The 23,261-nt window shown below is 43.9% G+C and carries 25 protein-coding genes; 2 read left to right on the top strand and 23 right to left on the bottom strand.

The genetic code is table 11. From position 1 onward, the window contains the following. Window positions 1-137: 137 nt before the first annotated feature. From ACZ49W_RS07910 to ACZ49W_RS07985, 16 genes are all read right to left on the bottom strand, one after another. Window positions 138-377 carry a SemiSWEET transporter gene (locus ACZ49W_RS07910; protein WP_464814762.1) on the bottom strand — a complete coding sequence of 80 codons (240 nt, stop codon included), beginning with the start codon at window positions 375-377 and terminating at the stop codon, window positions 138-140. Continuing rightward, window positions 374-1,804: a 6-phospho-beta-glucosidase gene (locus ACZ49W_RS07915; protein WP_464814763.1), complete on the bottom strand. Its 1,431-nt coding sequence runs from the start codon at window positions 1,802-1,804 to the stop codon at window positions 374-376. The genes ACZ49W_RS07910 and ACZ49W_RS07915 overlap by 4 nt, the downstream gene beginning before the upstream one ends. Window positions 1,805-1,925: 121 nt before the next feature. Then, a complete protein-coding gene (locus ACZ49W_RS07920) occupies window positions 1,926-2,765 on the bottom strand; it encodes an HAD family hydrolase (RefSeq protein ID WP_464814764.1) in 840 nt (279 codons plus the stop codon). Window positions 2,766-3,334: 569 nt separating this feature from the next. Next, the gene (gene gap, locus ACZ49W_RS07925) at window positions 3,335-4,345 is read right to left on the bottom strand and encodes a type I glyceraldehyde-3-phosphate dehydrogenase (protein WP_464814765.1); all 1,011 of its coding nucleotides are present in this window, start codon (window positions 4,343-4,345) and stop codon (window positions 3,335-3,337) included. Window positions 4,346-4,562: 217 nt separating this feature from the next. Then, window positions 4,563-6,641 (bottom strand): elongation factor G, encoded by a 2,079-nt coding sequence (gene fusA / locus ACZ49W_RS07930; RefSeq protein WP_464814766.1) that lies wholly within the window; start codon window positions 6,639-6,641, stop codon window positions 4,563-4,565. A 255-nt stretch (window positions 6,642-6,896) separates the two neighbouring features. Next, a complete protein-coding gene (gene rpsG, locus ACZ49W_RS07935; RefSeq protein WP_464814767.1) occupies window positions 6,897-7,367 on the bottom strand; it encodes a 30S ribosomal protein S7 in 471 nt (156 codons plus the stop codon). 18 nt (window positions 7,368-7,385) lie between these two features. After that, window positions 7,386-7,799: a 30S ribosomal protein S12 gene (gene rpsL, locus ACZ49W_RS07940; RefSeq protein WP_464814768.1), complete on the bottom strand. Its 414-nt coding sequence runs from the start codon at window positions 7,797-7,799 to the stop codon at window positions 7,386-7,388. Between the two features lie 220 nt (window positions 7,800-8,019). Continuing rightward, window positions 8,020-8,559, bottom strand: a complete 540-nt coding sequence (nusG, locus tag ACZ49W_RS07945) for a transcription termination/antitermination protein NusG (RefSeq protein WP_464814769.1) — start codon at window positions 8,557-8,559, stop codon at window positions 8,020-8,022. Window positions 8,560-8,587: 28 nt separating this feature from the next. After that, complete coding sequence (secE, locus tag ACZ49W_RS07950; protein ID WP_464814978.1) at window positions 8,588-8,764, bottom strand: preprotein translocase subunit SecE; 177 nt, start codon at window positions 8,762-8,764, stop codon at window positions 8,588-8,590. Window positions 8,765-8,772: 8 nt separating this feature from the next. Next, window positions 8,773-8,925, bottom strand: a complete 153-nt coding sequence (gene rpmG / locus ACZ49W_RS07955) for a 50S ribosomal protein L33 (RefSeq protein WP_464814770.1) — start codon at window positions 8,923-8,925, stop codon at window positions 8,773-8,775. 61 nt (window positions 8,926-8,986) lie between these two features. Then, the gene (locus ACZ49W_RS07960; protein ID WP_464814771.1) at window positions 8,987-9,676 is read right to left on the bottom strand and encodes a DUF1275 family protein; all 690 of its coding nucleotides are present in this window, start codon (window positions 9,674-9,676) and stop codon (window positions 8,987-8,989) included. 89 nt (window positions 9,677-9,765) lie between these two features. Then, window positions 9,766-11,226: a glutamate--tRNA ligase gene (gene gltX / locus ACZ49W_RS07965; RefSeq protein ID WP_464814772.1), complete on the bottom strand. Its 1,461-nt coding sequence runs from the start codon at window positions 11,224-11,226 to the stop codon at window positions 9,766-9,768. Between the two features lie 98 nt (window positions 11,227-11,324). Further along, window positions 11,325-12,080, bottom strand: a complete 756-nt coding sequence (locus ACZ49W_RS07970) for a TraX family protein (protein ID WP_464814773.1) — start codon at window positions 12,078-12,080, stop codon at window positions 11,325-11,327. A 172-nt stretch (window positions 12,081-12,252) separates the two neighbouring features. Continuing rightward, the gene (locus ACZ49W_RS07975; RefSeq protein WP_464814774.1) at window positions 12,253-12,969 is read right to left on the bottom strand and encodes a TIGR00266 family protein; all 717 of its coding nucleotides are present in this window, start codon (window positions 12,967-12,969) and stop codon (window positions 12,253-12,255) included. Between the two features lie 68 nt (window positions 12,970-13,037). Continuing rightward, the gene (gene radA, locus ACZ49W_RS07980) at window positions 13,038-14,402 is read right to left on the bottom strand and encodes a DNA repair protein RadA (RefSeq protein ID WP_464814775.1); all 1,365 of its coding nucleotides are present in this window, start codon (window positions 14,400-14,402) and stop codon (window positions 13,038-13,040) included. 14 nt (window positions 14,403-14,416) lie between these two features. Further along, the gene (locus ACZ49W_RS07985; RefSeq protein WP_464814776.1) at window positions 14,417-14,866 is read right to left on the bottom strand and encodes a dUTP diphosphatase; all 450 of its coding nucleotides are present in this window, start codon (window positions 14,864-14,866) and stop codon (window positions 14,417-14,419) included. Between the two features lie 101 nt (window positions 14,867-14,967). On the opposite strand from ACZ49W_RS07985, the gene ACZ49W_RS07990 reads away from it, so the two are divergent. Next, entirely contained in the window at window positions 14,968-15,984 is a 1,017-nt protein-coding gene (locus ACZ49W_RS07990) for an NAD(P)H-dependent glycerol-3-phosphate dehydrogenase (RefSeq protein ID WP_464814777.1), read from the top strand. A gap of 18 nt (window positions 15,985-16,002) precedes the next feature. Continuing rightward, the gene (galU, locus tag ACZ49W_RS07995) at window positions 16,003-16,908 is read left to right on the top strand and encodes a UTP--glucose-1-phosphate uridylyltransferase GalU (protein WP_464814979.1); all 906 of its coding nucleotides are present in this window, start codon (window positions 16,003-16,005) and stop codon (window positions 16,906-16,908) included. A 37-nt stretch (window positions 16,909-16,945) separates the two neighbouring features. Here galU and ACZ49W_RS08000 read toward each other — a convergent pair whose 3' ends face one another. The 7 genes from ACZ49W_RS08000 to ACZ49W_RS08030 all read right to left on the bottom strand — a co-directional run bounded on the left by ACZ49W_RS08000 (window position 16,946) and on the right by ACZ49W_RS08030 (window position 23,102). Then, window positions 16,946-17,911, bottom strand: a complete 966-nt coding sequence (locus ACZ49W_RS08000; RefSeq protein ID WP_464814778.1) for an alpha/beta fold hydrolase — start codon at window positions 17,909-17,911, stop codon at window positions 16,946-16,948. 33 nt (window positions 17,912-17,944) lie between these two features. Beyond that, window positions 17,945-18,832, bottom strand: coding sequence for an ROK family protein (locus ACZ49W_RS08005; RefSeq protein ID WP_464814779.1), 888 nt, complete (start codon window positions 18,830-18,832; stop codon window positions 17,945-17,947). Between the two features lie 141 nt (window positions 18,833-18,973). Continuing rightward, window positions 18,974-19,636 (bottom strand): rhomboid family intramembrane serine protease, encoded by a 663-nt coding sequence (locus ACZ49W_RS08010; protein WP_464814980.1) that lies wholly within the window; start codon window positions 19,634-19,636, stop codon window positions 18,974-18,976. Next, the gene (locus ACZ49W_RS08015; protein ID WP_464814780.1) at window positions 19,632-20,162 is read right to left on the bottom strand and encodes a 5-formyltetrahydrofolate cyclo-ligase; all 531 of its coding nucleotides are present in this window, start codon (window positions 20,160-20,162) and stop codon (window positions 19,632-19,634) included. Before ACZ49W_RS08015 ends, ACZ49W_RS08010 begins: the two co-directional genes overlap by 5 nt. Before the next feature lie 3 nt (window positions 20,163-20,165). Further along, window positions 20,166-21,161: a phosphate acyltransferase PlsX gene (gene plsX / locus ACZ49W_RS08020; protein ID WP_464814781.1), complete on the bottom strand. Its 996-nt coding sequence runs from the start codon at window positions 21,159-21,161 to the stop codon at window positions 20,166-20,168. Between the two features lie 216 nt (window positions 21,162-21,377). Next, entirely contained in the window at window positions 21,378-22,412 is a 1,035-nt protein-coding gene (locus ACZ49W_RS08025) for a sensor histidine kinase (RefSeq protein ID WP_464814782.1), read from the bottom strand. Between the two features lie 3 nt (window positions 22,413-22,415). Continuing rightward, on the bottom strand, window positions 22,416-23,102 hold the full coding sequence (locus ACZ49W_RS08030; protein WP_464814783.1) for a response regulator transcription factor: 687 nt from the start codon (window positions 23,100-23,102) through the stop codon (window positions 22,416-22,418). Between the last annotated feature and the right edge of the window lie 159 nt (window positions 23,103-23,261).

The raw sequence follows: 23,261 nt of genomic DNA on the forward strand, positions 1-23,261 counted from the left end.
GGAAAACGCTTCCTATCTCCATAGTAATTTTTTCCGTTGTGCTACGGAAAAGAAATCGTAAATTGTAACCGTATTCGTTTTTTAAAGATGAAAACAAAGAAAGAGGCTGAATTCGTCTGTTCAACCTCTTTGAGCAATTAATGGTATTTAAGCTTATAGACCAAGATGGTACCAGACAAGATAAGAGAGATACCATTTGCCAAAATCAATGGAATATCTCCTATCATCACTCCATGAACGAGCCACAGCCCAATTCCCGTAACGGACATGCTATACATACCAAGAGAAATCGCTTCGGTATCCTTTGTCCGTATCACCTTGATAACCTGCGGTACAAAACCAAAGGTTGTCAAACAGGCCGCTACAAATCCAATCATAACACTTCCCCATTTGTTGCGATGACTTTTTGATACCAAGCAAAGGATTTCTTCGGACTTCTAGCATAGCTTCCTTGACCTGCATCATCCTTATCAACATAGATAAAGCCATACCGTTTTTTCATTTCCCCAGTTCCTGCAGATACGAGGTCAATACAGCCCCAAGGGGTATAGCCCATCAAATCCACTCCATCTTCTACCACCGCTTTTTTCATCTCAGCAATATGAGATGCTAGATAGTCAATCCGATAATCGTCATGCACCATACCATCTGCTTCTAGCTGATCAATGGCTCCAAAACCATTTTCGACAATGAACAGTGGCAAGTGGTACATATCTGTAAACCAGTTCAAAGCATAACGTAAACCTTCAGGATCAATCTGCCATTCCCACTCGGACACTTTGACATACTCATTTCTTACCAAATCTTCTGTTTCTAGGTAATCGTAGTGGGGATTTTCTCTATGGTAGCTAATGGCAAAGGACATGTAGTAGCTAAAGCCAATATAATCAACACAACCTGCTAGCAAGTCCGCCTTATCTTTTTCAGTCACATCTATTTCCAAGCCTTTTCTCTCCCAGTACTTCAAGATGTGAGCTGGGTAATATCCATGAACATGCACATCTGCGAAATAATAGCGTTTTTGCATTGCCTTTTGAGCTAGCAATACATCCTTAGGATTGCACGTTGCAGGATAGATAGGACACATAGCAATCATACAGCCAATCTGAAACTCTGGATTGATTTCATGTCCTAGCTTAACCGCACGAGCAGAAGCAACCAGTTCATAGTGAGCAGCTTGATACATGATTTCCTCACGATTGTCCCCTTCTTGATAAATAATTCCTGAGTTCGTAAAAGGTGCAAAATCTTCTTGATAATTGGCTTGATTATTGATTTCATTAAAGGTCATCCAATACTTGACCTTATCTTTATAGCGTGTAAAGACAACCTCGGCAAAACGGACAAAAAAATCAATCAATTTTCGATTCTTCCAGCCACCATATTCCGTGACGAGGTGATAGGGCATTTCAAAATGAGAAAGGGTGATGACAGGCTCAATACCGTGTTTTAAGCATTCATCAAACAGGTCATCGTAAAATTGTAACCCCGCTTCATTGGGTTCCACCTCATCTCCTTTTGGAAAAATGCGTGTCCACGCAATCGAGGTACGAAAACACTTAAAGCCCATCTCTGCAAAGAGTGCAATGTCTTCTTTATACCGATGATAAAAGTCAATCGCTTCATGATTGGGATAGTATTTTCCCTCTAGCACGCCTGCTGTTATCTCACGGGCTACACCATGTCGTCCTGCGGTCATGACATCTGCCACGCTGATGCCTTTGCCACCAGCTTGCCAAGCTCCTTCTAGTTGGTGAGCAGCAACCGCTCCACCCCATAAAAATCCATCTTTAAATGTAGACATCTTTTATCCTCCTGAGTTTGATACTTTCATTATACTGCTTTTCGTGTAAGATGTTAACGCCATGTTTTTCCTTAACACTACGGAAAAAGAAACTTTTCACCTCTAGGATTTTGGTCTACTTTTATAAAAGACCCAAGCGTTCAAAGGCATGATATAAACCATCTTCTTCTACATCCTCTGTAGTCATATCTGCCATGGCTAAGATTTCTGCTCCGCCATTTCCCATTGCTACTCCTATGTCACAATAATCTAACATTGGAATGTCAATTTTGGCATCTCCAAAGGCGATGGTGTCCGCCTGACTAGCTCCTAGATGCTGGAGCAAGACTTCTACCGCATGAGCTTTGTCAATGTTCTTTACTCCCAAATCGCCAAAGAGAGCAGACTCTCCTCGACCTCCCCAAGTATTTGTAACCAAGTGAGGAAAGGCTTCTTTTGAGTCTAAATGGTCTTGATAGGAGTCAAGGATAAAACTGACCTTGTTGAGATCAGATCGATAAAGTTCCCCACCATAGACGATACCGTGCATGACATCTTCTGCTTCTTGATGAGCAACCTCCTCTGCTGTCTTGCCCTTGTACAGGGCATATTGTTTAAGGACATCTCTTGCTCGTTCACGAAAATGTTCACTGGCAAAGAGACCATTATTACTTTCTAGGTAAAATTCCAGCCCACGCTCATGAAGCCAGTCGACAATCGCCTTGCTGTCTTCTTTTGAGATGAGTTGGTGCATGATGACCTGCCCCTGATGTTCGATATAAGAACCATTCCCACCAATCATACCATCTAAGCCAATTTCCCACAGTTCCGGCTGAATTTCCGAGCGACTGCGACCGGTACAAATGTAGACTAGATGACCGTTTTGACGAGCTTCCTGAATGGCTTGAATGGCTGATGCTGGAATGCGATTGTGATAGTCCACCAGAGTACCATCGACATCTAAAAAAATAATTTTACGCATGCTATTACTCCTATTTGCTTGATACTTTTATTATAATCTGTTACCGTCTAGAAAAATAGGCGCAAACTGCGAAATATTGATACTATTGTCTGATATATGAAAACACTTTGGTAGAGAACTTATAATCACTCCATGATAACCTTTCTAACCGTCCACTCAATCCTCCAGTATACTGGTAAAAACAGAATGACAGGTCGTTCTGATTATTTCTTTGAATATACTCCAATTACGACGTGTATTGATTGCAAAAAGTTAAACAATAATTATTGAAAAATCTTATGAAAGGAAAACAGATAACCCAGCAGTTGGGGTTGATTTATTCCACAGCAACTGGCGAGAGATTGACACTACCCTACTCATCACCATTTTCATCAGGGCAGTGGCAGACCCAACTGTGGCAAGTCTCAGAGAAAGTCAAGAGGTGTTGACAAAATGAGAAGTTATCAGTCATTCTAGTGGCTAATTTCCACCACGCCCTCTTCTACCTCTTGAGAAAGCACCAAATATGTTCTCTCTTTTTTAGAAAACAAAAAAAGAGAGATGCTAGCACCTCTCCTTATTCATTACAATTATTTAGCCAATTTAGCGAAGTACTCAAGAGTACGAACCAATTGAGCTGTGTATGACATTTCGTTATCGTACCATGATACAACTTTCACCAATTGTTTACCGTCAACGTCAAGTACTTTTGTTTGAGTTGCGTCAAAGAGTGAACCAAATGACATACCAACGATGTCAGAAGATACGATTGGATCTTCAGTGTATCCGTAAGATTCGTTAGCAGCAGCTTTCATTGCAGCATTGATTTCTTCTGCTGTTACGTTCTTTTCAAGAACAGCAACAAGTTCTGTTACAGATCCAGTTGGTACAGGAACACGTTGTGCAGCACCATCAAGTTTTCCGTTCAATTCAGGGATAACAAGACCGATTGCTTTTGCAGCACCTGTTGAGTTAGGAACGATGTTTGCTGCAGCTGCACGAGCACGACGAAGGTCACCACCACGGTGTGGTCCGTCAAGAAGCATTTGGTCACCAGTGTAAGCATGGATAGTTGTCATCAATCCTTCTACAACACCGAAGTTATCGTGAAGAGCTTTAGCCATTGGTGCCAAGCAGTTTGTTGTACATGAAGCACCTGAGATAACTGTTTCAGTACCATCAAGGATATCTTGGTTAGTGTTGAAAACGATTGTTTTCACATCGTTTCCACCAGGAGCAGTGATCACAACTTTCTTAGCTCCATTTTCATGAAGGTGAAGTTCTGCTTTTTCTTTAGAAGTGAAGAATCCAGTTGCTTCAAGAACGATATCTACACCGTCAGTTGCCCAGTCAATGTTTTGAGGGTCACGTTCAGCAGACACCTTAACGAATTTACCGTTAACTTCAAATCCACCTTCTTTAACTTCAACAGTACCGTCGAAACGACCTTGAGTTGAATCATATTTAAGAAGATGAGCAAGCATCTTAGGATCTGTAAGGTCGTTGATGCGTGCTACTTCAACACCTTCTACGTTTTGGATACGACGGAATGCAAGACGTCCGATACGACCGAAACCGTTAATACCAACTTTAACTACCATGTGTGATTTCCTCCTTATGAAAATCCAATTATAATTTAGGGTAATCCTATTATTTGTGAAAAGATTAACTTGAAAAAGCACAAACCAACCTTTCAACATGACTATTATATCTTGATTTCTAAAAAAAAGCAACTGTTTTTGTCTAGGGAAACCCTTTCATTTTTCGAAAACAAAAAAGGTTTGAAACCATTTGGTTTCAAACCTTCCCCATCGGTGATTATTCACCTTTGTTTTTCTTAATGATTTCTTCTTGCACTGATTTAGGTACGTCTTCGTAATGGTCAAAAACCATCATGAAAGTACCACGTCCTTGAGTTGCTGAACGAAGAACAGTCGCATAACCGAACATTTCAGCAAGTGGGACAAAGGCACGAACCACTTGAGTGTTACCACGCGCTTCCATACCGTCTACACGTCCACGACGAGCTGTCACGTGTCCCATAACGTCACCAAGGTTGTCTTCTGGTGCAGTGATCGTTACAAGCATCATTGGCTCAAGGATGGCTGGTTGTGCAGTCTTAGCTGCTTCTTTAAGGGCAAGAGATGCTGCCACTTTGAAGGCTGTTTCAGATGAGTCGACATCATGGTAGCTTCCGTCATAAAGTTTTGCTTTGACGTCAACGATTGGGTAACCTGCAAGTACCCCGTTAGCCATAGACTCGATGAGTCCTTTTTCAACAGCTGGGATAAACTCACGAGGGACAACCCCACCGACGATAGCATTTTCAAACTCGAAGCCTTTTCCTTCTTCGTTTGGAGTGAATTCAATCCAAACGTCACCGAATTGACCTTTACCACCAGATTGGCGTTTAAAGAATCCACGGGCTTGAGTTGGCGCACGGAAGGTTTCACGGTAAGATACTTGAGGCGCACCGACGTTTGCTTCTACCTTGAACTCACGACGCATACGGTCAACAAGGACATCCAAGTGAAGCTCACCCATACCAGAGATGACAGTTTCACCTGTTTCCACGTTGGTTTCAACACGGAAAGTTGGATCTTCTTCAGCCAGTTTTTGAAGGGCGATACCCATCTTGTCTTGGTCTGCTTTAGACTTAGGTTCAACCATGAGTTGGATAACAGGTTCTGGAACGTTGATAGACTCAAGGATGATTTTTGCTTTTTCATCAGTGAGAGAGTCACCAGTTGTTGTATCTTTAAGACCTACAGCTGCAGCGATGTCACCAGCGTAAACGGTTTGGATTTCTTCACGGCTGTTGGCGTGCATTTGAAGGATACGTCCAATACGCTCACGTTTACCTTTAGATGTATTCATCACGTATGAACCAGAGTTAAGGATACCTGAGTACACACGGAAGAAAGTAAGACGTCCAACGAATGGGTCTGTCATGATCTTGAAGGCAAGTGCTGCAAATGGCTCTTCATCAGAAGCAGGACGTGTTTCTTCTTCATCTGTATCTGGGTTGATTCCTTTAATCGCAGGGATATCAAGCGGGCTTGGAAGGTAGTCGATAACCGCATCAAGCATCATTTGAACACCTTTATTCTTGAAGGCAGAACCACAAAGAACTGGGAAGAATTCAACATTGATGGTTGCTTTACGGATAGCAGCTTTCAATTCCTCGTTAGTGATTTCTTCACCTTCAAGATATTTCATCATGAGTTCTTCATCTGTTTCAGCAACAGCTTCTACCAATTTTTCACGGTATTCTTCTGCTTGTTCAAGGTAATCAGCTGGGATATCTTCTTCTAAGATATCCGTACCAAGGTCGTTGGTATAGATTTCAGCCTTCATCTTGATAAGGTCGATGATTCCGCGGAAGTCATCTTCAGAACCGATTGGAAGTTGGATAGGATGTGCATTTGCTTGAAGACGATCGTGAAGAGTAGAGACAGAGTAAAGGAAGTCTGCACCGATTTTATCCATCTTGTTAGCAAATACAATACGAGGAACACCGTACTCAGTTGCTTGGCGCCATACAGTTTCTGTTTGTGGTTCTACACCAGACTGAGCGTCAAGAACGGTTACCGCACCGTCAAGGACACGAAGTGAACGTTGTACTTCGATAGTGAAGTCCACGTGCCCTGGGGTGTCGATGATGTTAACGCGGTGACCATCCCATTGCGCTGTTGTCGCAGCAGACGTGATGGTGATACCACGTTCTTGCTCTTGCTCCATCCAGTCCATTTGGGAAGCCCCTTCGTGGGTTTCACCGATTTTATGGATCTTACCAGTATAGTAAAGAATACGCTCAGTTGTTGTGGTTTTACCCGCATCAACGTGGGCCATGATTCCGATATTACGAGTTTTTTCAAGTGAAAATTCGCGTGCCATGTGTTTCTCCTAATAAATTTTTGTTTACATGTGCTATTATAACATAATTTGTAAAAAACGGATAGGCAAGACCTACCCGTAAATTGAGATGTGAGTGAAAATTATTTCTAAGGTAGTCAAAACCGCAGCTCACACCTCAGGTAATTGAGTTCGGGCTAAAAGCTCGGAATTTAGATAAATCTTCTTAGAAGCGAAAGCTTCGTCATCAGATTTCCTAAAATTCTTTTCACTTTTTTAACGCCCTCACATCTTATCTTACCATCTGAAGTGTGCGAAGGCACGGTTAGCTTCTGCCATCTTATGCGTGTCTTCACGTTTCTTGACAGCTGCACCAGTGTTGTTAGCCGCATCCATGATTTCTTTTGCCAAACGTTCTTTCATCGTGTGCTCACCACGAAGACGAGAAGCGTTCACCAACCAACGAAGACCTAGGGTGATACGACGCTCTGGACGAACTTCAACTGGGACTTGGTAATTAGAACCACCGACACGACGAGCACGAACTTCAAGAACAGGCATGATGTTTTCCATAGCTGTTTCAAAAACTTCAAGTGCGTTTGTGTCTGTTGTTTCTGCGATTTGTTCAAAGGCACCGTAAACGATGCTTGCTGCAACACCACGTTTTCCATCAAGCATGACACGGTTGATAAGACGTGTCACCAATGTTGAGTGGTAAAGTGGATCTGCTAATACTTCGCGCTTAGGCGCTCTATTTTTACGACTCATGTTCTCTTATCTCCCTTCTTATCCTTTAGGACGTTTTGTACCGTATTTAGAACGGCTTTGACGACGATCGTTAACACCTGCTGTATCAAGTGCACCACGAACGATATGGTAACGTACCCCTGGAAGGTCTTTTACACGTCCACCGCGGATAAGAACCACACTGTGTTCTTGAAGGTTGTGGCCGATACCTGGGATGTAAGCTGTTACTTCGATCAAGTTGCTAAGACGTACACGGGCAAATTTACGAAGGGCTGAGTTAGGTTTTTTCGGTGTCATGGTACCAACACGAGTCGCAACTCCACGTTTTTGTGGAGAGTTTTCACGGGTTGGAACACGTTTAAGACTGTTGTAACCAACGTTAAGCGCTGGTGATTTAGATTTTTCTACCTTAGATTGGCGTGGTTTACGAACCAACTGGTTAATTGTAGGCATCTACTTTCTCCTGTAAATTTTTTATTTTTGGTTATTCTAGCACATGGTGACTGCCTAGAATGGCGTGTACTTTTGCAACATTTGTCAGCACGTCTCTGTACACTCTTGAGAGACCAAAAGTAAAAAGTACCGACTAATATCTTATCAAATCCACTCGAAAAAGTCAATGATTTTTTCTAAACTTTTCCATCAAAAAACAGGCTAGTCGCCTGCTTCTCTCTTAAATTTCTGCAATTTGATAAAGCTCAAGCTCTGCTTGGGTTTCAGAACCAAACATGTTAATCATAATCTTCACTTTATTGTTTTCAATCTCAACGACACGTCCTTCTTGTCCCATAAAGGCACCATCGATGATTTGAACCATGTCACCCGCTTTAATGTTGGTGTCAATAATGTCAACCGTTTGTCCCATAGACAAGAGGATAGCGCGGATTTCTTCTTCCAAGAGCGGGGTTGGTTTAGAGCGGTTTCCGTGTGAGCCGACAAATCCTGTGACGTTTGGGGTGTTACGCACCACAAACCAAGCCTCGTCAGTCATGACCATCTCAACGAGGACATAACCAGGGAAACGATTTTCTTCAACCTCTTTGACTTTTCCATTTTTTTCTACATTGACGGTCTGAGTCGGAATCTCCACGCGCAAGATATTGTCTAACATATTGTAGGTTTGAGCACGTTGTAAGAGGTTTTCTTTGACCTTGTTTTCATATCCAGAGTAGGTCTGAAGGACAAACCAGCCCTTATCAAAACTATCTAACATTTTTTATCCTTTCTGCTTTATCGTTTGATTAAAATCGACTGATTAATTCCAAAATCCCTAGTGACAATAATTTGTCGAAAACATAGATAATCAAGGTATAAAAGGCGGTATATTGGATAACTGAGATAAAGTCTTTCCACCGCTGCTTACGATTGGGCCATGTGGTGTGTCTCAAAACACTGAAAATACTAAATTTCAAGGCAATCTCCTTTTCTATCTGGTTTCTTTATGTTCGGTATATTGTTTACAATACTTACAAAATTTATTTACTGCTAAGCGAGTGGGTTTGGGATTACTACTCACCTTAATCGAGTAGTTGCGATTGCCGCAAACCGCACAGGCTAAACTTGCTTTTTTCTGTGCCATAACGCCTCCGTAACTTTCATTTTACCATGATTTCACTGATTTGGCAAGCTATGACTAGGGACTAGGCCTCGTCACAAGTGCTTTTTCTTGTTTTTAGATAAGAACGCCAATCATTTTGGATCACAAACAGCAAAGCTAAGCTCACAAGCCAAAGGCTTTTCGCACCAAAAAAGACATTGAAAATCGCTAATAAGAAAGCCCCTAAAATAAAACTTGTGACAATCAAACTATAATTGAGCGCCTGACGTTTGAGGGCGTCTTGCTTGTGTCCCTTGGTCAGATATAAATACCAGCTCAAAAGCATTTTACGAAAATTCCCAGACGTCATCATGATGGTAAAGGCATGAGATTCGACCTTACTATTGGTAAAAGCCTGCATAAAAAGACCTGTGCTAAAGGCTAATAGAACAATCCAGGTCAGCAGCACCTTAGGAAAAAGAGGGAGCACAAAGCTAGTCAGAAGTAAGGGAAAAACTGAAAACAACTGACCAAAAGCAGGCGGTAGGTGATCCTTGGTCAATAGGCCAAAAAGAAAGCCTAGAGAAAAACAAAAAATAGACCAACAATGAATCCAGACTGAGCCAAAATGATGCGCTGAACTATCTGCAATCAATAAGACCAAATTTCCCGTCTGTGTCGCAACCAAAGACCCGATATGCTGATGAGAAAAGAGGTCAATCGCACCACCAATCCCAATCAGCACCATAGACACCACTCGACCATTTTGAGGAAAAATCTGAAATGTTTTCATTCTGCGCCCTTTCATCCACCACTTTCTTCATAGTATAGCACAAATAAGGGCAAGGAAAAAGGATTGAGGCAATCCTCAACCCTTTGATCTTATTTTTCTAGTTGCTCTAACACCTTATCCAAGTGAGATAGAGATTTTTCCTTGCCTAGCAAATAGATAGTATTGGGGAGATCTGGACCGTGCATGGCACCTGATACGGCAATCCGAATCGGCATAAAGAGATTTTTACCCTTGATTCCAGTCTCTTTTTGGACAGCCTTAATCTGTGGGCTAATGGCTGCTGCGGTAAAATCTTCTTCGGATAGGGCAGCTAATTTTTCCCTAAAGCTAGCAAGTACCACAGGAACAGTCTCTGCTGCCATCACCTCTTTTTCAGCTTCGTCTAATGTTGGAAAATCAGTGAAGAACAAATCAGTCAAGGGCACGATTTCATCAGCAGCTGTCATCTGTGGTTGATAAAGCGCCACCATATCTCTCGCCTTGTCTGTCAAGCGACCAGCTGCTTCCAGATAAGGTTTTGCCAACTCAAAAATCACATCCGTATCTGCGTGCTTGATGTAGTCGTTGCTCATCCAGTCCATTTTTTTCTGATCAAAAGCAGCTGGTGACTTACTAAGACGGTGTTCATCAAACAACTCAATCAATTGGTCTTTAGAGAAAATCTCCTCCTCGCCACCAGGATTCCAACCGAGTAAAGCGATAAAGTTAAAGACCGCTTCAGGCAAATAACCTTTTTTACGGTAGTCTTCGATAAATTGAAGGGTATTGGTATCCCGCTTAGACAGCTTTTTACCTGTCTCGCTATTGATGATGAGGGTCATGTGACCAAACTCTGGCGCTTCCCAGCCTAGCGCTTCATAAACCATGAGTTGTTTTGGTGTGTTGGCAATATGGTCATCCCCACGGATAACATGAGAAATAGCCATGAGATGGTCGTCCACCACTACCGCAAAGTTATAGGTTGGATAGCCATCTTTCTTTTGGATAACCCAGTCGCCACCGATATTGCCACCTTCAAAGCTGATTTCACCCTTGACCATATCTTGCCATTTGTAGATGGCATCTTCCTTGACCTTGAGACGCACGGTTGGGATGATACCTGCTGCTTCACGCTCAGCAATATAGGCTGCTTTTTCGTCCTCGGTCATGCCTAGGAATTCATTGATATAGCGAGGTGTTTCACCCGCTGCTTCTTGGCGTTCACGCTCAGCTGCCAACTCTTCTTCGGTCACATAAGACTTGTAGGCTAGCCCTTTTTCAAGGAGTTCATCAATATAGGTTTGATAAATGTCTAAGCGCTCGGATTGGCGGTAGTTCTCGTGAGTTTCTGGACTTTCATCCCAATCAATCCCAAGCCAGCGCAGGTTATCTAGCTGAGAACGCTCACCGTCCTCCACATGGCGTTTTCTATCGGTATCCTCAATCCGGATAATAAAATCACCACCATAATGGCGGGCATAGAGGTAGTTAAATAGGGCTGTTCTTGCATTTCCGATGTGTAAGAGTCCTGTTGGACTTGGTGCATAGCGCACACGAATGGCTTTTTCCATCTTGTCTCCTATTGTCTTTTTAAAATCGTATTCGCTACTCATTATACCAAAAAATCAAGAAAAAGTCTTGTTCCTTTTTAGCAGGAACAAGACTTTGATTATTTCTGTAAAAAGTAAGCCAAAAGGTAGAGGAAATAGATATGCGCAGGATAAAAAATGTAAAAGAAATACTTGCTTCCCTTACCACGCTGACCATTGTAGAAATAAAGCGGAATAATCGCAAAGACCATCATCCACTGGATATTAGCAATAAAGAGCTGGCTGAAATCAAATCCAGTCGAAATAAGGGCGACAAGGGCTAGGCTAATAAATTGCGCCAAGCGATTGCCCCTAAACAGATAGAACAAGACCGCTAAGCCCACACAGAGAATACCACCTTCAACCGTCAAATAAGATGGAAGAAATAAGAAGGAATAGATAAAAATAGGATGAAGGCTAGATAAAGAAAGAAGGAAAATTGGCAAGACAGGAAGAAGCAAGATCCCTAGGCCTTTGGCAATTTTCTTTTCACGAAGCAAATCCACGCCATACATGGCCACAACAGATAAAAACATGGTTCCAAACACGTTATTCATCAACACATTGTCAGAAACAAAGAGACGCTGCAACAAAAGACTGCCAATCCCCATCAAAACAAAGGCGATATAAAGGCGCTTAGCATAGGCTTTTTTACTCCTCGTATAGTGGTAGCCTTCTGCACACATGAAAAGAAAGATAGGCATGACCAAACGTCCTAGCATGGTCAACCACATGGGCGCACCTTGGGATACAAACATTTGATGGATGTGGTCTAACACCATCAAGAAAGCGCCAAGATATTTGAGCTGATAACCGGTTAATCCTTTTTTAAACACAAAAAACTCCTTTACTTGTCATGATTGTTAAACCTAGTTTAACAGATTTCTGCAAAATTTTAGGATAAAAGCATTAGTTTTCATGATTTTTCAATCATTTTTGCTTTCTTGTCTGGTATTTTGCATGCAAGAAAAAAAACAGTGACCGAAAGGGCCACTGATTGGTCTTGACTTATCCATTAGAAGAAGTATGAATATAATGACTGATTCGCTCAGCGAAGGTTTCCAAGTTCAGACTTTGCACATAGATGTCACCCGTCCCTCTAAAGGTGTTGACAATGCCTTCACCTGTTCCAAAAGATTGCCACATGCCATTTTCCAGATGAATATCGTAGTCCAAGGTATCACTCCACGCCACCACATGGGCATTATCAATGGTCATGCTTTGGTTATAAAGACTGAGCTTTTTAATCGAACCAAAGCTATTGGCAAGCAGGGTTCCATTTCCTTCTGTATGCATGACAAAGAAACCACCTTGACCACCAAAGAGGGCGCGTCCCACACTTTGACGTTCCATGCGGTATTGGGCAGAACCGTCCAAAGCTAAAAAAGCACCATCATTGAGGTAGTACTGCTGAGCGCCTAACTCAAGAGCAATAATCTGCCCTGGCATGCTAGGAGCAAGGGCGAGCTTGCCCTCATCACTAGAGGACACAGCTTGGGTGATAAACATGGACTCGCCAGAAGTCAGAGAGCGACCAATCGCCCCAACTAGCTTCCCAAGACCACTACCTCTGCCGTTAAGGGCTGTACTGAGGCTCACATCTGGGTGATGATAGACCATGCTGCCACGCTGAATATAGACCGATTCCCCTCTTTCTAGAGCAATCTCAACTAAGGGAAACTGCATGTTGCTGTCAATAGAAAATTGCATTCGATTATCTGCCATTCTTTTTCTCCTTTGTTTTATTTTTATAATACAATGATTTTACCATGACTGCGCACTTTTAGCAAGTCCTAACCGAAAACTTTCTTCAAAACTTCTCCGACGGTCGCGACACCAACCACATCAATGCCTTTTGGAATCTTCAATCCTTGTAGGGAATTTTTAGGTGCATAAATGCGAGTAAAGCCTAATTTTGAGGCCTCATTGATGCGTTGCTCAATACGGGTCACACGCCTAATCTCTCCTGTCAAGCCAATCTCTCCGATAAAGGCTTCTTGCGCATTGGTCGGTTCTTCCTTGTAGCTTGAAGCAATAGCAACTGCAACAGAAAGGTCAATGGCTGGCTCGTCCAGTCTAACCCCACCGGCTGACTTGAGATAGGCATCCTGATTTTGCAATAACAGTCCACACCGCTTTTCTAAGACTGCCATAATCAGACTCACTCGGTTAAAATCAAGCCCTGTCGTTGTACGCTTGGCATTGCCAAAAACGGTCGGTGTCACCAAGGCCTGAACCTCAGCTAGGATGGGACGGGTGCCTTCCATAGTGACGACAATGGCTGACCCAGTCGCCCCGTCTAGGCGCTCTTCTAGAAAGACCTGACTGGGATTTTGCACCTCAACCAATCCACTAGACTGCATCTCAAAAATCCCGATTTCATTGGTCGATCCAAAGCGATTTTTGACCGCTCGCAAGATCCGAAAGGTATGGTGGCGCTCCCCTTCAAAATAAAGCACCGTATCCACCATATGCTCTAGCATCCGTGGTCCAGCAAGCGTACCTTCTTTGGTCACATGCCCCACGATAAAGATAGCAATATTGTTGGTCTTAGCCAGCTGCATCAGCTCAGCCGTCACATCTCTAACCTGACTGACAGAGCCTTGTACCCCAGAAATTTCAGGACTCATCATGGTCTGGATGGAGTCGATGATGAGAAAGTCAGGCTTAATCTGCTCAATCTCTTGGCGGATACTTTGCATATTGGTCTCAGCATAGAGATAGAATTCGTCATCCACTTCACCCAAGCGTTCGCTTCTGAGCTTAATCTGCTGGGCAGATTCCTCTCCTGAAACATATAAGACCGTGCCTTTTTCAGCCAGTTGGGTGGAAACTTGGAGAAGAAGGGTGGATTTTCCAATCCCTGGATCTCCTCCAATAAGGACTAGTGACCCTGGCACCACCCCTCCTCCGAGAACACGGTTAAACTCTTCCATCTGCGTCTTGGTTCTTGCCACATCTAGCGCTTCGACCTCATGAAGTTTCATAGGACGAGTCTTTTCACCCGTTAAAGAAACGCGGGCATGCTTGACCTCTTCGACCTCAACTTCTTCTACAAAAGAGGACCAAGAAGAACAGTTGGGACAGCGTCCCAAATATTTGGGCGAATGGTAACCACATTCTTGACAGATAAAGGTGGATTTTTTCTTTTTAGCCATAATTCTCCTTTACTTTAGTGTCCGGTCGATCCAAAACCGCCCAAGCGCTCACCTGATGCCTCGTCCCCATCTGCTAGTAAAAAAGGAGCAAAGACAGCCTGTACCAAGCGCTCGCCTGCTACAAGGGTCACCGGTTCTTGCGTGATATTTTGCATTTGAGCATAGATATGTCCCTCGTTATTAGGGTTATTATAATAGTCAGCGTCAATCACCCCAACCGAATTGATTAAGACCAGGCCTTTCTTTCTAGGATTAGAGGAACGATCATACAGGTACAAGACCTCGCCTTCTTGCATGTAGCTCTTTAGCCCAGTAGGGACAAGGACGATCTCCTTAGGAGCGATAGTCATATCTTTTGCTACCTTTAGGTCATAGCCAGCCGCTTGCTTGGTAGCCCGCTTTGGCAATAAGTCCTCTCTACCTTTATAGGCTGTAATTAATTCAAATCCTCTGATTTTGTTCATATGTCTTACCTCGTTTCTGATTTTTATTATACTATATCCTGCCTTATTGGTAAAATTATGATATAATGAAACCGTTACAATCGTTTGAAAAGGAGAAGCAAATGTCTAAACAAAACATTGCCGTCCTAGGACCTGGTTCTTGGGGATCGACCCTAGCTCAAGTCCTTAGTGACAACGGACATGACGTTCGCTTATGGGGACACGACCCCAAACAAATCGAAGAAATCAACACGCATCACACCAACCACCACTATATCAAAGATACTCACCTCAATTCAGATATCAAAGGTTTTACAGACATCAAAGCAGCCCTTGACGGTGTGGATGGCATCTTATTTGTCGTTCCGACCAAGGCTATGCGGGAGGTCGCAAGGCAGGTGGCTGAGTGTCTCGACCACCCCGTCTATGTCATGCACGCCTCAAAAGGACTAGAACCGGGCAGTCACGCGCGCCTATCTACGGTTTTGGAAGAAGAAATCCCAAGCAACTTGCGTAGTGAAATCGTTGTGGTGTCAGGTCCTAGCCATGCCGAAGAGACCATCAAAAAAGACATCACCTTGATTACCGCCGCTTCAAAAGATCTAGAGGCTGCCAAATACGCTCAAGCTCTCTTTAGTAATTCGTATTTTAGGCTTTATACTAATACGGATGTCATCGGTGTTGAAACGGCTGGCGCTTTGAAAAACATCATTGCCGTAGGAGCAGGTATCCTAAAAGGACTCGGCTACGGGGACAATGCCAAGGCAGCCATCATCACCCGTGGTCTGGCTGAAATCACAAGGTTAGGAGTCGCCCTCGGTGCCAATCCTCTGACTTATAGTGGGCTGTCTGGTGTGGGAGACCTCATCGTCACGGGAACCTCCATCCACTCAAGAAACTGGCGAGCGGGCTACGCACTGGGGCAAGGGCAAGCTCTCTCTGACATCAAGGCCAATATGGGCATGGTCATTGAAGGCCTTTCCACTACCAAGGTTGCTTACGAATTAGCCCAAGAACTGGGTGTCTATATGCCCATCACCACTGCCCTCTACCGTGTCATTTATGAGGGGGCTGATCTCAAAGAGGGCATCCTTGAAATGATGTCCAATGAAGTTCGCTCTGAAAACGAGTGGCACTAAGAAAAAGGAGTTACTATGATGCAAAAAGTTAGAAAAGCTGTTATCCCAGCTGCTGGTTTAGGCACCCGTTTCTTGCCTGCTACCAAGGCACTGGCTAAGGAAATGCTTCCTATCGTTGACAAACCAACCATCCAGTTTATCGTTGAAGAAGCCCTCAAATCAGGAATCGAAGACATTCTCATCGTAACGGGAAAGTCCAAGCGCTCTATTGAGGATCACTTTGACTCCAACTTTGAGTTGGAATATAACCTCAAAGAAAAGGGGAAAAATGATCTCTTAAAACTGGTGGATGAAACGACCGGCATCAGCCTGCACTTTATCCGTCAAAGCCATCCCAGAGGCTTAGGAGATGCGGTGCTACAAGCCAAGGCTTTCGTGGGGAATGAACCCTTTGTGGTCATGCTGGGTGATGATCTTATGGACATCACAGATGACAAGGCTACACCACTCACCCAGCAACTCATCAATGACTACGAGGCTACCCACGCCTCAACCATCGCCGTTATGCCTGTCCCTCATGAAGAAGTATCAGCTTATGGGGTTATCGCCCCTCAAGGTGAAGGGGTCAATGGACTATATAGTGTTGAAACCTTTGTGGAAAAACCTAAGCCAGAAGATGCACCGAGCGACCTTGCCATCATTGGTCGCTATCTGCTCACGCCAGAGATTTTCACCATCCTAGAAACCCAAAAACCAGGAGCAGGGGGAGAAATTCAGCTGACCGATGCCATTGATACCCTCAACAAGACCCAACGTGTCTTTGCCCGTGTCTTTACTGGTAGCCGCTATGATGTAGGAGACAAGTTTGGCTTTATGACCACCTCCATTGACTACGCCCTCAAACATCCTCAGGTCAAGGACAACCTCAAACACTATATCATCGAACTGGGGAAAAAGTTAGAAAAAGAAGACAATAAAGACTAATAAAAGAAGCTGGAATCCAGCTTCTTTTATTACTTTTTTAAGGTCTAATCTGACTGCCTGTCAAGACATTAAACAAATAGTCTGGCACCTTGGTACTCAAGGATTCATGTCCGTAATCAGGAAGGACAAGCATATCCTTTTCACCCAACAAACGGTTATAAATGGCAAACTGGGTTGATGGCGGGCAAGTCCTATCCTCTAAGTCTGTCACCATATAGACTGATGCTTGGATACGGTGAGCTAGGTTTTTCACATCAATATAAGCTAATGTGTCAAAGACCTTGTCCTCGGTCTCCCTAAAAGGATCCACATACTTAAAATACCGAAAAAGTTCATCATAAGACTCACTGTGATTGCCAAGCTCCATGACCCGCCTAAAGTCAGACAAGAACGGATAAACACTGACTACCTTTTTGATACGTGGAGAAAGAGCAGCCGCCACGAGGGCTAGAGCTCCACCTTGAGAAAAGCCGTAAGACAAGAGATGATCCTGATCGACCCAGTCAAAACTTGCCACTAGCTCGATTAACTGATAAACATCTAAGAACACATCCTTGTAAAAGAGGTGCTCCGGTCCCATTGTCGCACCTCGGATGACCTGTCCTTTCAGCGTCCAGCCATCAAACTGACCATGGTCTAAAGATTTTCCTGCCTGCCCTCTGACATCCATGGCCACCACTCCATAGCCCATTGTGGTAAACTTTAAGAGCTCTGACCAAGCAGGACTCTGCATGCCATAACCGTGAAACTGAAAAATAACAGGCACAGGATCACTTGATTTTGGAAACAGGCACTTGGTAAAGACTTGCCCTTGGTTGACACCAGAAAAGGTCAAGCAATAAGCTCTGGTCTCCCCTAGATGAAAGTCCTGCTCCTCCAGTTGATAAGACGGAAGGTTTTTCACTTGTTCTAACTGCTTTTCCCAAAAGGCATCCATATCTTCTGGTAGATTATCTCTTCCCAGATAGGTCCGCATTTGCTCTAATGATAAGGTTTCTATCATGATATTCTCCTTACTGATGTTTTTGACAAGCTGTCATTCTTTTGGATGTTTGGACTTAAAATGATAGTAAGCTCCAAGCATTCCAGCTGTATTTTCATGTTGGGCAAAAGCTAAGCTCAAGCGCTCACATAGACTTGGAAGCAGATGACGCTGCAAAGCCTCCGTCAAAGGCTCTTTCAGATAATCTTTTTGCGCCATGATACCACCGCCTAGCACCACCATATTAGGGTTGACCACATAAGAGATGGTCGCAATGCCCTGAGCCAAATAATCCACCAAACGCGCAATCGCTTCTTGGCAAATGAGATTGCCAGCCTTGGCTTCTTCAAAAATGCGCTTGCCATCCCATTTCTCCACAGGATCCTGGTGTCTCTTTGCTACATCAGCAACCAAGGCGGTCGTAGAAGCTAAATCTTGAAAAGTCCCATCTTTTAGGGCGATATAACCCACTTCACAAGCTGAGAAACTGCCACCGTGAAAAATCTTTTGGTCAATGGTCAGACAACCCCCGATACCTGTGCCGATGGTCAGACAAAGGGCGACAGGTGCATCTTGACTACTGCCAGAAACACTCTCAGCCAGACCAGCACAGTTGACATCATTTTCAATCTCACAAGCTAGACCGTAACCTTCTTCGATGACCCGCTTAAACTGCGTGCCAGCATAATCAGGGATTTGAGGTCCAGAATAAAAAATCTCTCCCTTAATCGGATCCACCATCCCAGCAGAGGATAGGGCCACTCCTCTTAGGTTTTCTTTTGCTTGATAGTCTTCCACCAACTGGCAAACCTTAGCCAAAATAGCAGGGCCTCCCAGATGAGCTTCTGTCGGCATTTGATGTTTTTCTAAGATGGTCCCCTCTTCATTAATCAAACCATACTTGATGGCTGTTCCGCCAATATCAATGGCTAAAATGGTCATGATCTTTTCTCCTTTGTCTAAAACCTTTTGCTCCTTCATTATACCTCTTTTTGAAATCGGTTTCAACAAGAGGAGCCTGCTCTGATTTTAGTTTCAAAAAGACAAAAAAATTAGCTCACACAAGGAGCTAATGTTTAATTGTCATCCAAAAGCCAGATAAAGGCATAGAAGCGACAGACCTACATAACCCACCAACCCTAAAAGGCGATCTCTAGGAGAAAATGGGACAGCTTTATTGGGCAAAAATAAAGCCACAAGCCCACCACCAACTAAGCCACCCAGATGCCCTGCTAGGCTGACATTGGGCATAAAGAGGTTAAACAAGAGATTCATGACCAAAAAGGCTTGATAAGTCCTGCCGAGCTGTTGCAAATATGGATTTTTAGAATGATAACCCAGCACCACCAAAGCCGCTAAGACACCAAACAAAGACGTTGATGCGCCAGCCGCCACCACATCAGGGGTGAACAGAAGGGTCATGAGATTACCAAAGATACCTGCAAGGAGGTAGAGCCCCAAGAAGCGAGCCGAGCCCCAAATCGGCTCAGCTAAACGCCCCAAAAAGTAAAGCGTGGCACTATTCAATAAAAAATGCTCCCAGCCGATATGAACGAAAATCGGGGTAATCAAGCGCCACAACTGATCTGGCATAGCCTTTACCGCCAAACCATACATGCCACCAAATTGATAGACAACCTGTGCTGATGTCGCTTGTCCAAGATAAGTCACCTGCATCAAGAAAAAGATGAGGATGGTCAAGCCCAATAAAAAACGCGTGGCTGGGTATTGTTTCAACTCTTTAATCACTGATGAGTACCTTTCTAATTGCCATGTCATAGCTCTCCTCTTCAAAAGAAACAAGCTGAAAAGGATAGATGGTCGAAACCGTCATGCCTCGATAATCTGCTAAATAACGGTCATAAAAGCCACCACCAAAGCCGATTCTAAAATTCTTGTCATTGATTCCAAGCAAGGGCACATGGATCAGATCAATGGCAGATTTCTCCACTTCCTCGTCTGAGCGCGGCTCTAAAATACCAAAGGAAGAACGCACCACATCTCCTTCCACATAAGGGAAAAAGCCCATTTGCCCCTTAGAAAGAACCTTGGGGATAACAACTATCTTGCCATCTTTTTGGGCCTGTTCTAAGAGATACTTTGTTTGGTATTCAAAAGGAAAGGGCAGGTAGGTTGCCACCACGCGCGCCTCTTGATAAAAGGGCTCTTGCACCAACTGTTCATACAAACTCAAATCACGCGCTCGTTTGATGGCTGCGTCCTGCTCTTTTAGAGTTTTTAGCAACTGCTGGCGTAATGCTGCTTTTTCCATCTCTTATTCCCCTTCAGCAAAGGCATCTACCAACTGCGCGACCGTTCCTTTATCCAACATGGTTCTGGTTTGTTTGATGGTGTAGTAAATGCTTCTAGCGTCACTAGAACCGTGCGCCTTGACAACAGGGGCCTTGACCCCAAAGAGGACAGCACCTCCTGCACTGGTGTAGTCTAGTTGTTGTTTGAGAGCGGTGAGATTGTCTTTTAGGAGAAAAGCACCTAACTTGGACAAAGCACCTCCTGACAGGAGAGCTGTTTTGACTTGCCCCATCAAACTACTTGCTGTTCCCTCGATCGCCTTTAGGACAGCATTTCCAGTAAAGCCGTCGGTCACCACCACATCGGCCACCCCAGCCATGAGATCGCGCGATTCGACATTGCCTACAAAATAAATACGCTCATCTGCTTCTAGCAAGTCATAGACTTCTTTTCTGAGAGGGTCGCCCTTGGTTTTTTCTGTTCCATTATTCAAAAGTCCCACACGCGGGCGTTCAATCTGACGCACGGTTTTAGCATAGAAAGATCCCAAGATGGCATACTGATGGAGGTGTTTGGCGGTATTTTCCGCATTGGCACCCAAATCCAGCATATCAAACCCTCTTGCATCAACCGTTGGAAGGGTGGAAAGCAGGCCAGGACGCTCCACTCCTTTGATGCGACCCACGATAAATAGACCAGCAGCCAGAAGAGCACCCGTGTTTCCAGCCGAAAGCACGGCATCTGCCTCACCATTTTTAACCGCTTGGGCAGCTAAAACCATGCTGGCTTCTTTTTTCCTGCGAATGGCTTTGGCTGGCTCATCATCTGAATCAATCTTTTCCTTGGTATGATGAATCGTCACACGCTCATTCGCTTCTAAGTAAGGGCGAATCTTCTCCTCATCTCCATATAGCTGAATAGTAATATCTGAAAACTCCGCTAGGGCACGGTTGACCCCTTCAATCACCGCCTTAGGCGCATGGTCTCCTCCCATCGCATCGATTGCAATCCGTTTCATCTCAATTCTCCTCGTCCTTTTTAGTCCTTGCCATCTGCTTTTAGGAGAAGATCGCATCCTTACAGCCCCCACTAAAGTTAGGCAAAAGGCACAACCAAAGGCATAAAAACAGACTAGCAAGACGATATTTGCCCTATTATAGCACGATTTCCTTCTTTTTTCACCTCTTAGAACCAAAAAGGAGGGCAAAGCCCTCCTTTCAATTATTTTAAACTCCTAGGGTTCCAAGGGAAGGATCAAGGAAAAGCTACTCCCTTCACCATAGCGACTTTTAACCGTAATATCTCCCCCTAACTGTTGAGCCAGCTCCTTGGCGATATAAAGCCCTAAGCCATGCCCACCAGTTGTCATATTGCGTGACGACTCCACACGGTAGAGGCACTTGAAAATCTGATCCAAGTCTTCAGGTTTAATGCCCTGCCCTTCATCTGCCACCGTGATGACCAGCTGATTGCTTTTTTCAATCGCCCTAATATCCAGCTTAGTCCCTGGATCGGAATACTTAAACGCATTGTTAACGAGATTGAGCATGATGCGCAAGAGTTTATGATAGTTGGTTACAATTTTAGCCGATTCTGGCTCAATTTGAATATGCACATCTCGGTGTTCTTTTTCAATCAAGACCTGAAACTCGGACATGAGTTGAATCAATAATCGATCCAAAAAAATGACTTCCTGCGTCTCATCCGCCCGATCTTCCATGGTGTTGATGGTCAGATAATTCAGCTCCTCAACCAGTTTATTGAGGCGGTTGGTCTGCCGACTAATAGTCTTGAGATAGTGGTGTTCCTCATCTTCGACAATCACCCCATCAATGATCCCTTCCACCGTTGCTTGAATAGAGGTAATGGGCGTTTTAATGTCATGAGAGAGCTGGGCAATCATAATATTTTTCTCCCGCTCACTTTCTTCTAAGGACGTGAAAGTCGATTTCAAATCCACCGCCATCTTATTATAAGCCTTGGCAAATTCTCGAAATTCAATCGGCGTTCTAATCTGATCCACCGTTTCAAACTTTTTATCGGGAATATTTTCAATCAAGTTTTGAATGACCTTTAAGGAGCGAAAAACATTCTTAAGCAAGAACAGATTCACCAAAGCACCCAAAAGACTGGCTAAAATCGTGATGAGAATCACCACGCGCCCACCAGTTTCTAGCAACAACATTCGATGAACCGCCCAAAAGACCAGACAAATCGTCAAACAAGCCGACACCAAGTGTCCCATCAAGATTATATACTTTAACTTCATTCTTTATTCTTCCATCTTATAGCCGAGACCCCAGACGGTCTTAATCGTCGGGGTTTGATCCGAACGGTACTTCGTCAGAGCTGCTCTCAAACCATGAATATGCACATTGAGCGTATTGGTATCATCCATGTAGTCCTCTTGCCAAACCCGCTCATATAGCTCCGTTTTTGAAAAGACACGCGTTGGATGACTTGCCAAAAGCCAGAGCAAATCAAACTCCTTATTGGTCAACTCGAGGACCTGTTCTCCCACACATACCGCCCGACTAGAGCGGTCCATCTGCAAATCTCCTAGACGTAGGCTATCTAGTACCTTTTGATGGCGATGAATACGACGCAAAATATTATTGACCCGTAACACCAACTCTCTAGGGCTAAAGGGCTTGGTGATATAGTCATCTGCCCCCATGCTGAGCGAGTAAATCTTATCTGGCTCTGTCGTTTTTGCCGTGATAAACAAAAACGGTTGATCTGGCTCAAGGCTTTGCACCTCACTCATGAGATCATAACCATCCATTACAGGCATCATGATGTCTGTAATGATTAAGTCAACCACCTGCTCCTTAAACAACTTCAAGGCTTCTTGACCATTACTAGCCACCAAAACACTATACCCTTCTTGAAGCAAATACCTGCGGTTAATCTCTGTGATTTCGATTTCATCATCGACCAGTAAAATCGTCTTTCCCATTATCTTTTTCCCTCCCCTTTTTCTATTAGAACAAATATACCCCCATAATCTCATTACGGGGGTATATGACCGACATGGCACTGAGGACCTATTTGAGACTCTTTTATTGGTCTAGTATATCACGACAAGGACAGGGTTTCAACTAAAGAGAAAACGTTT

The sequence above is a fragment of the Streptococcus sp. STR1/CE/0325 genome, assembly GCF_055386095.1.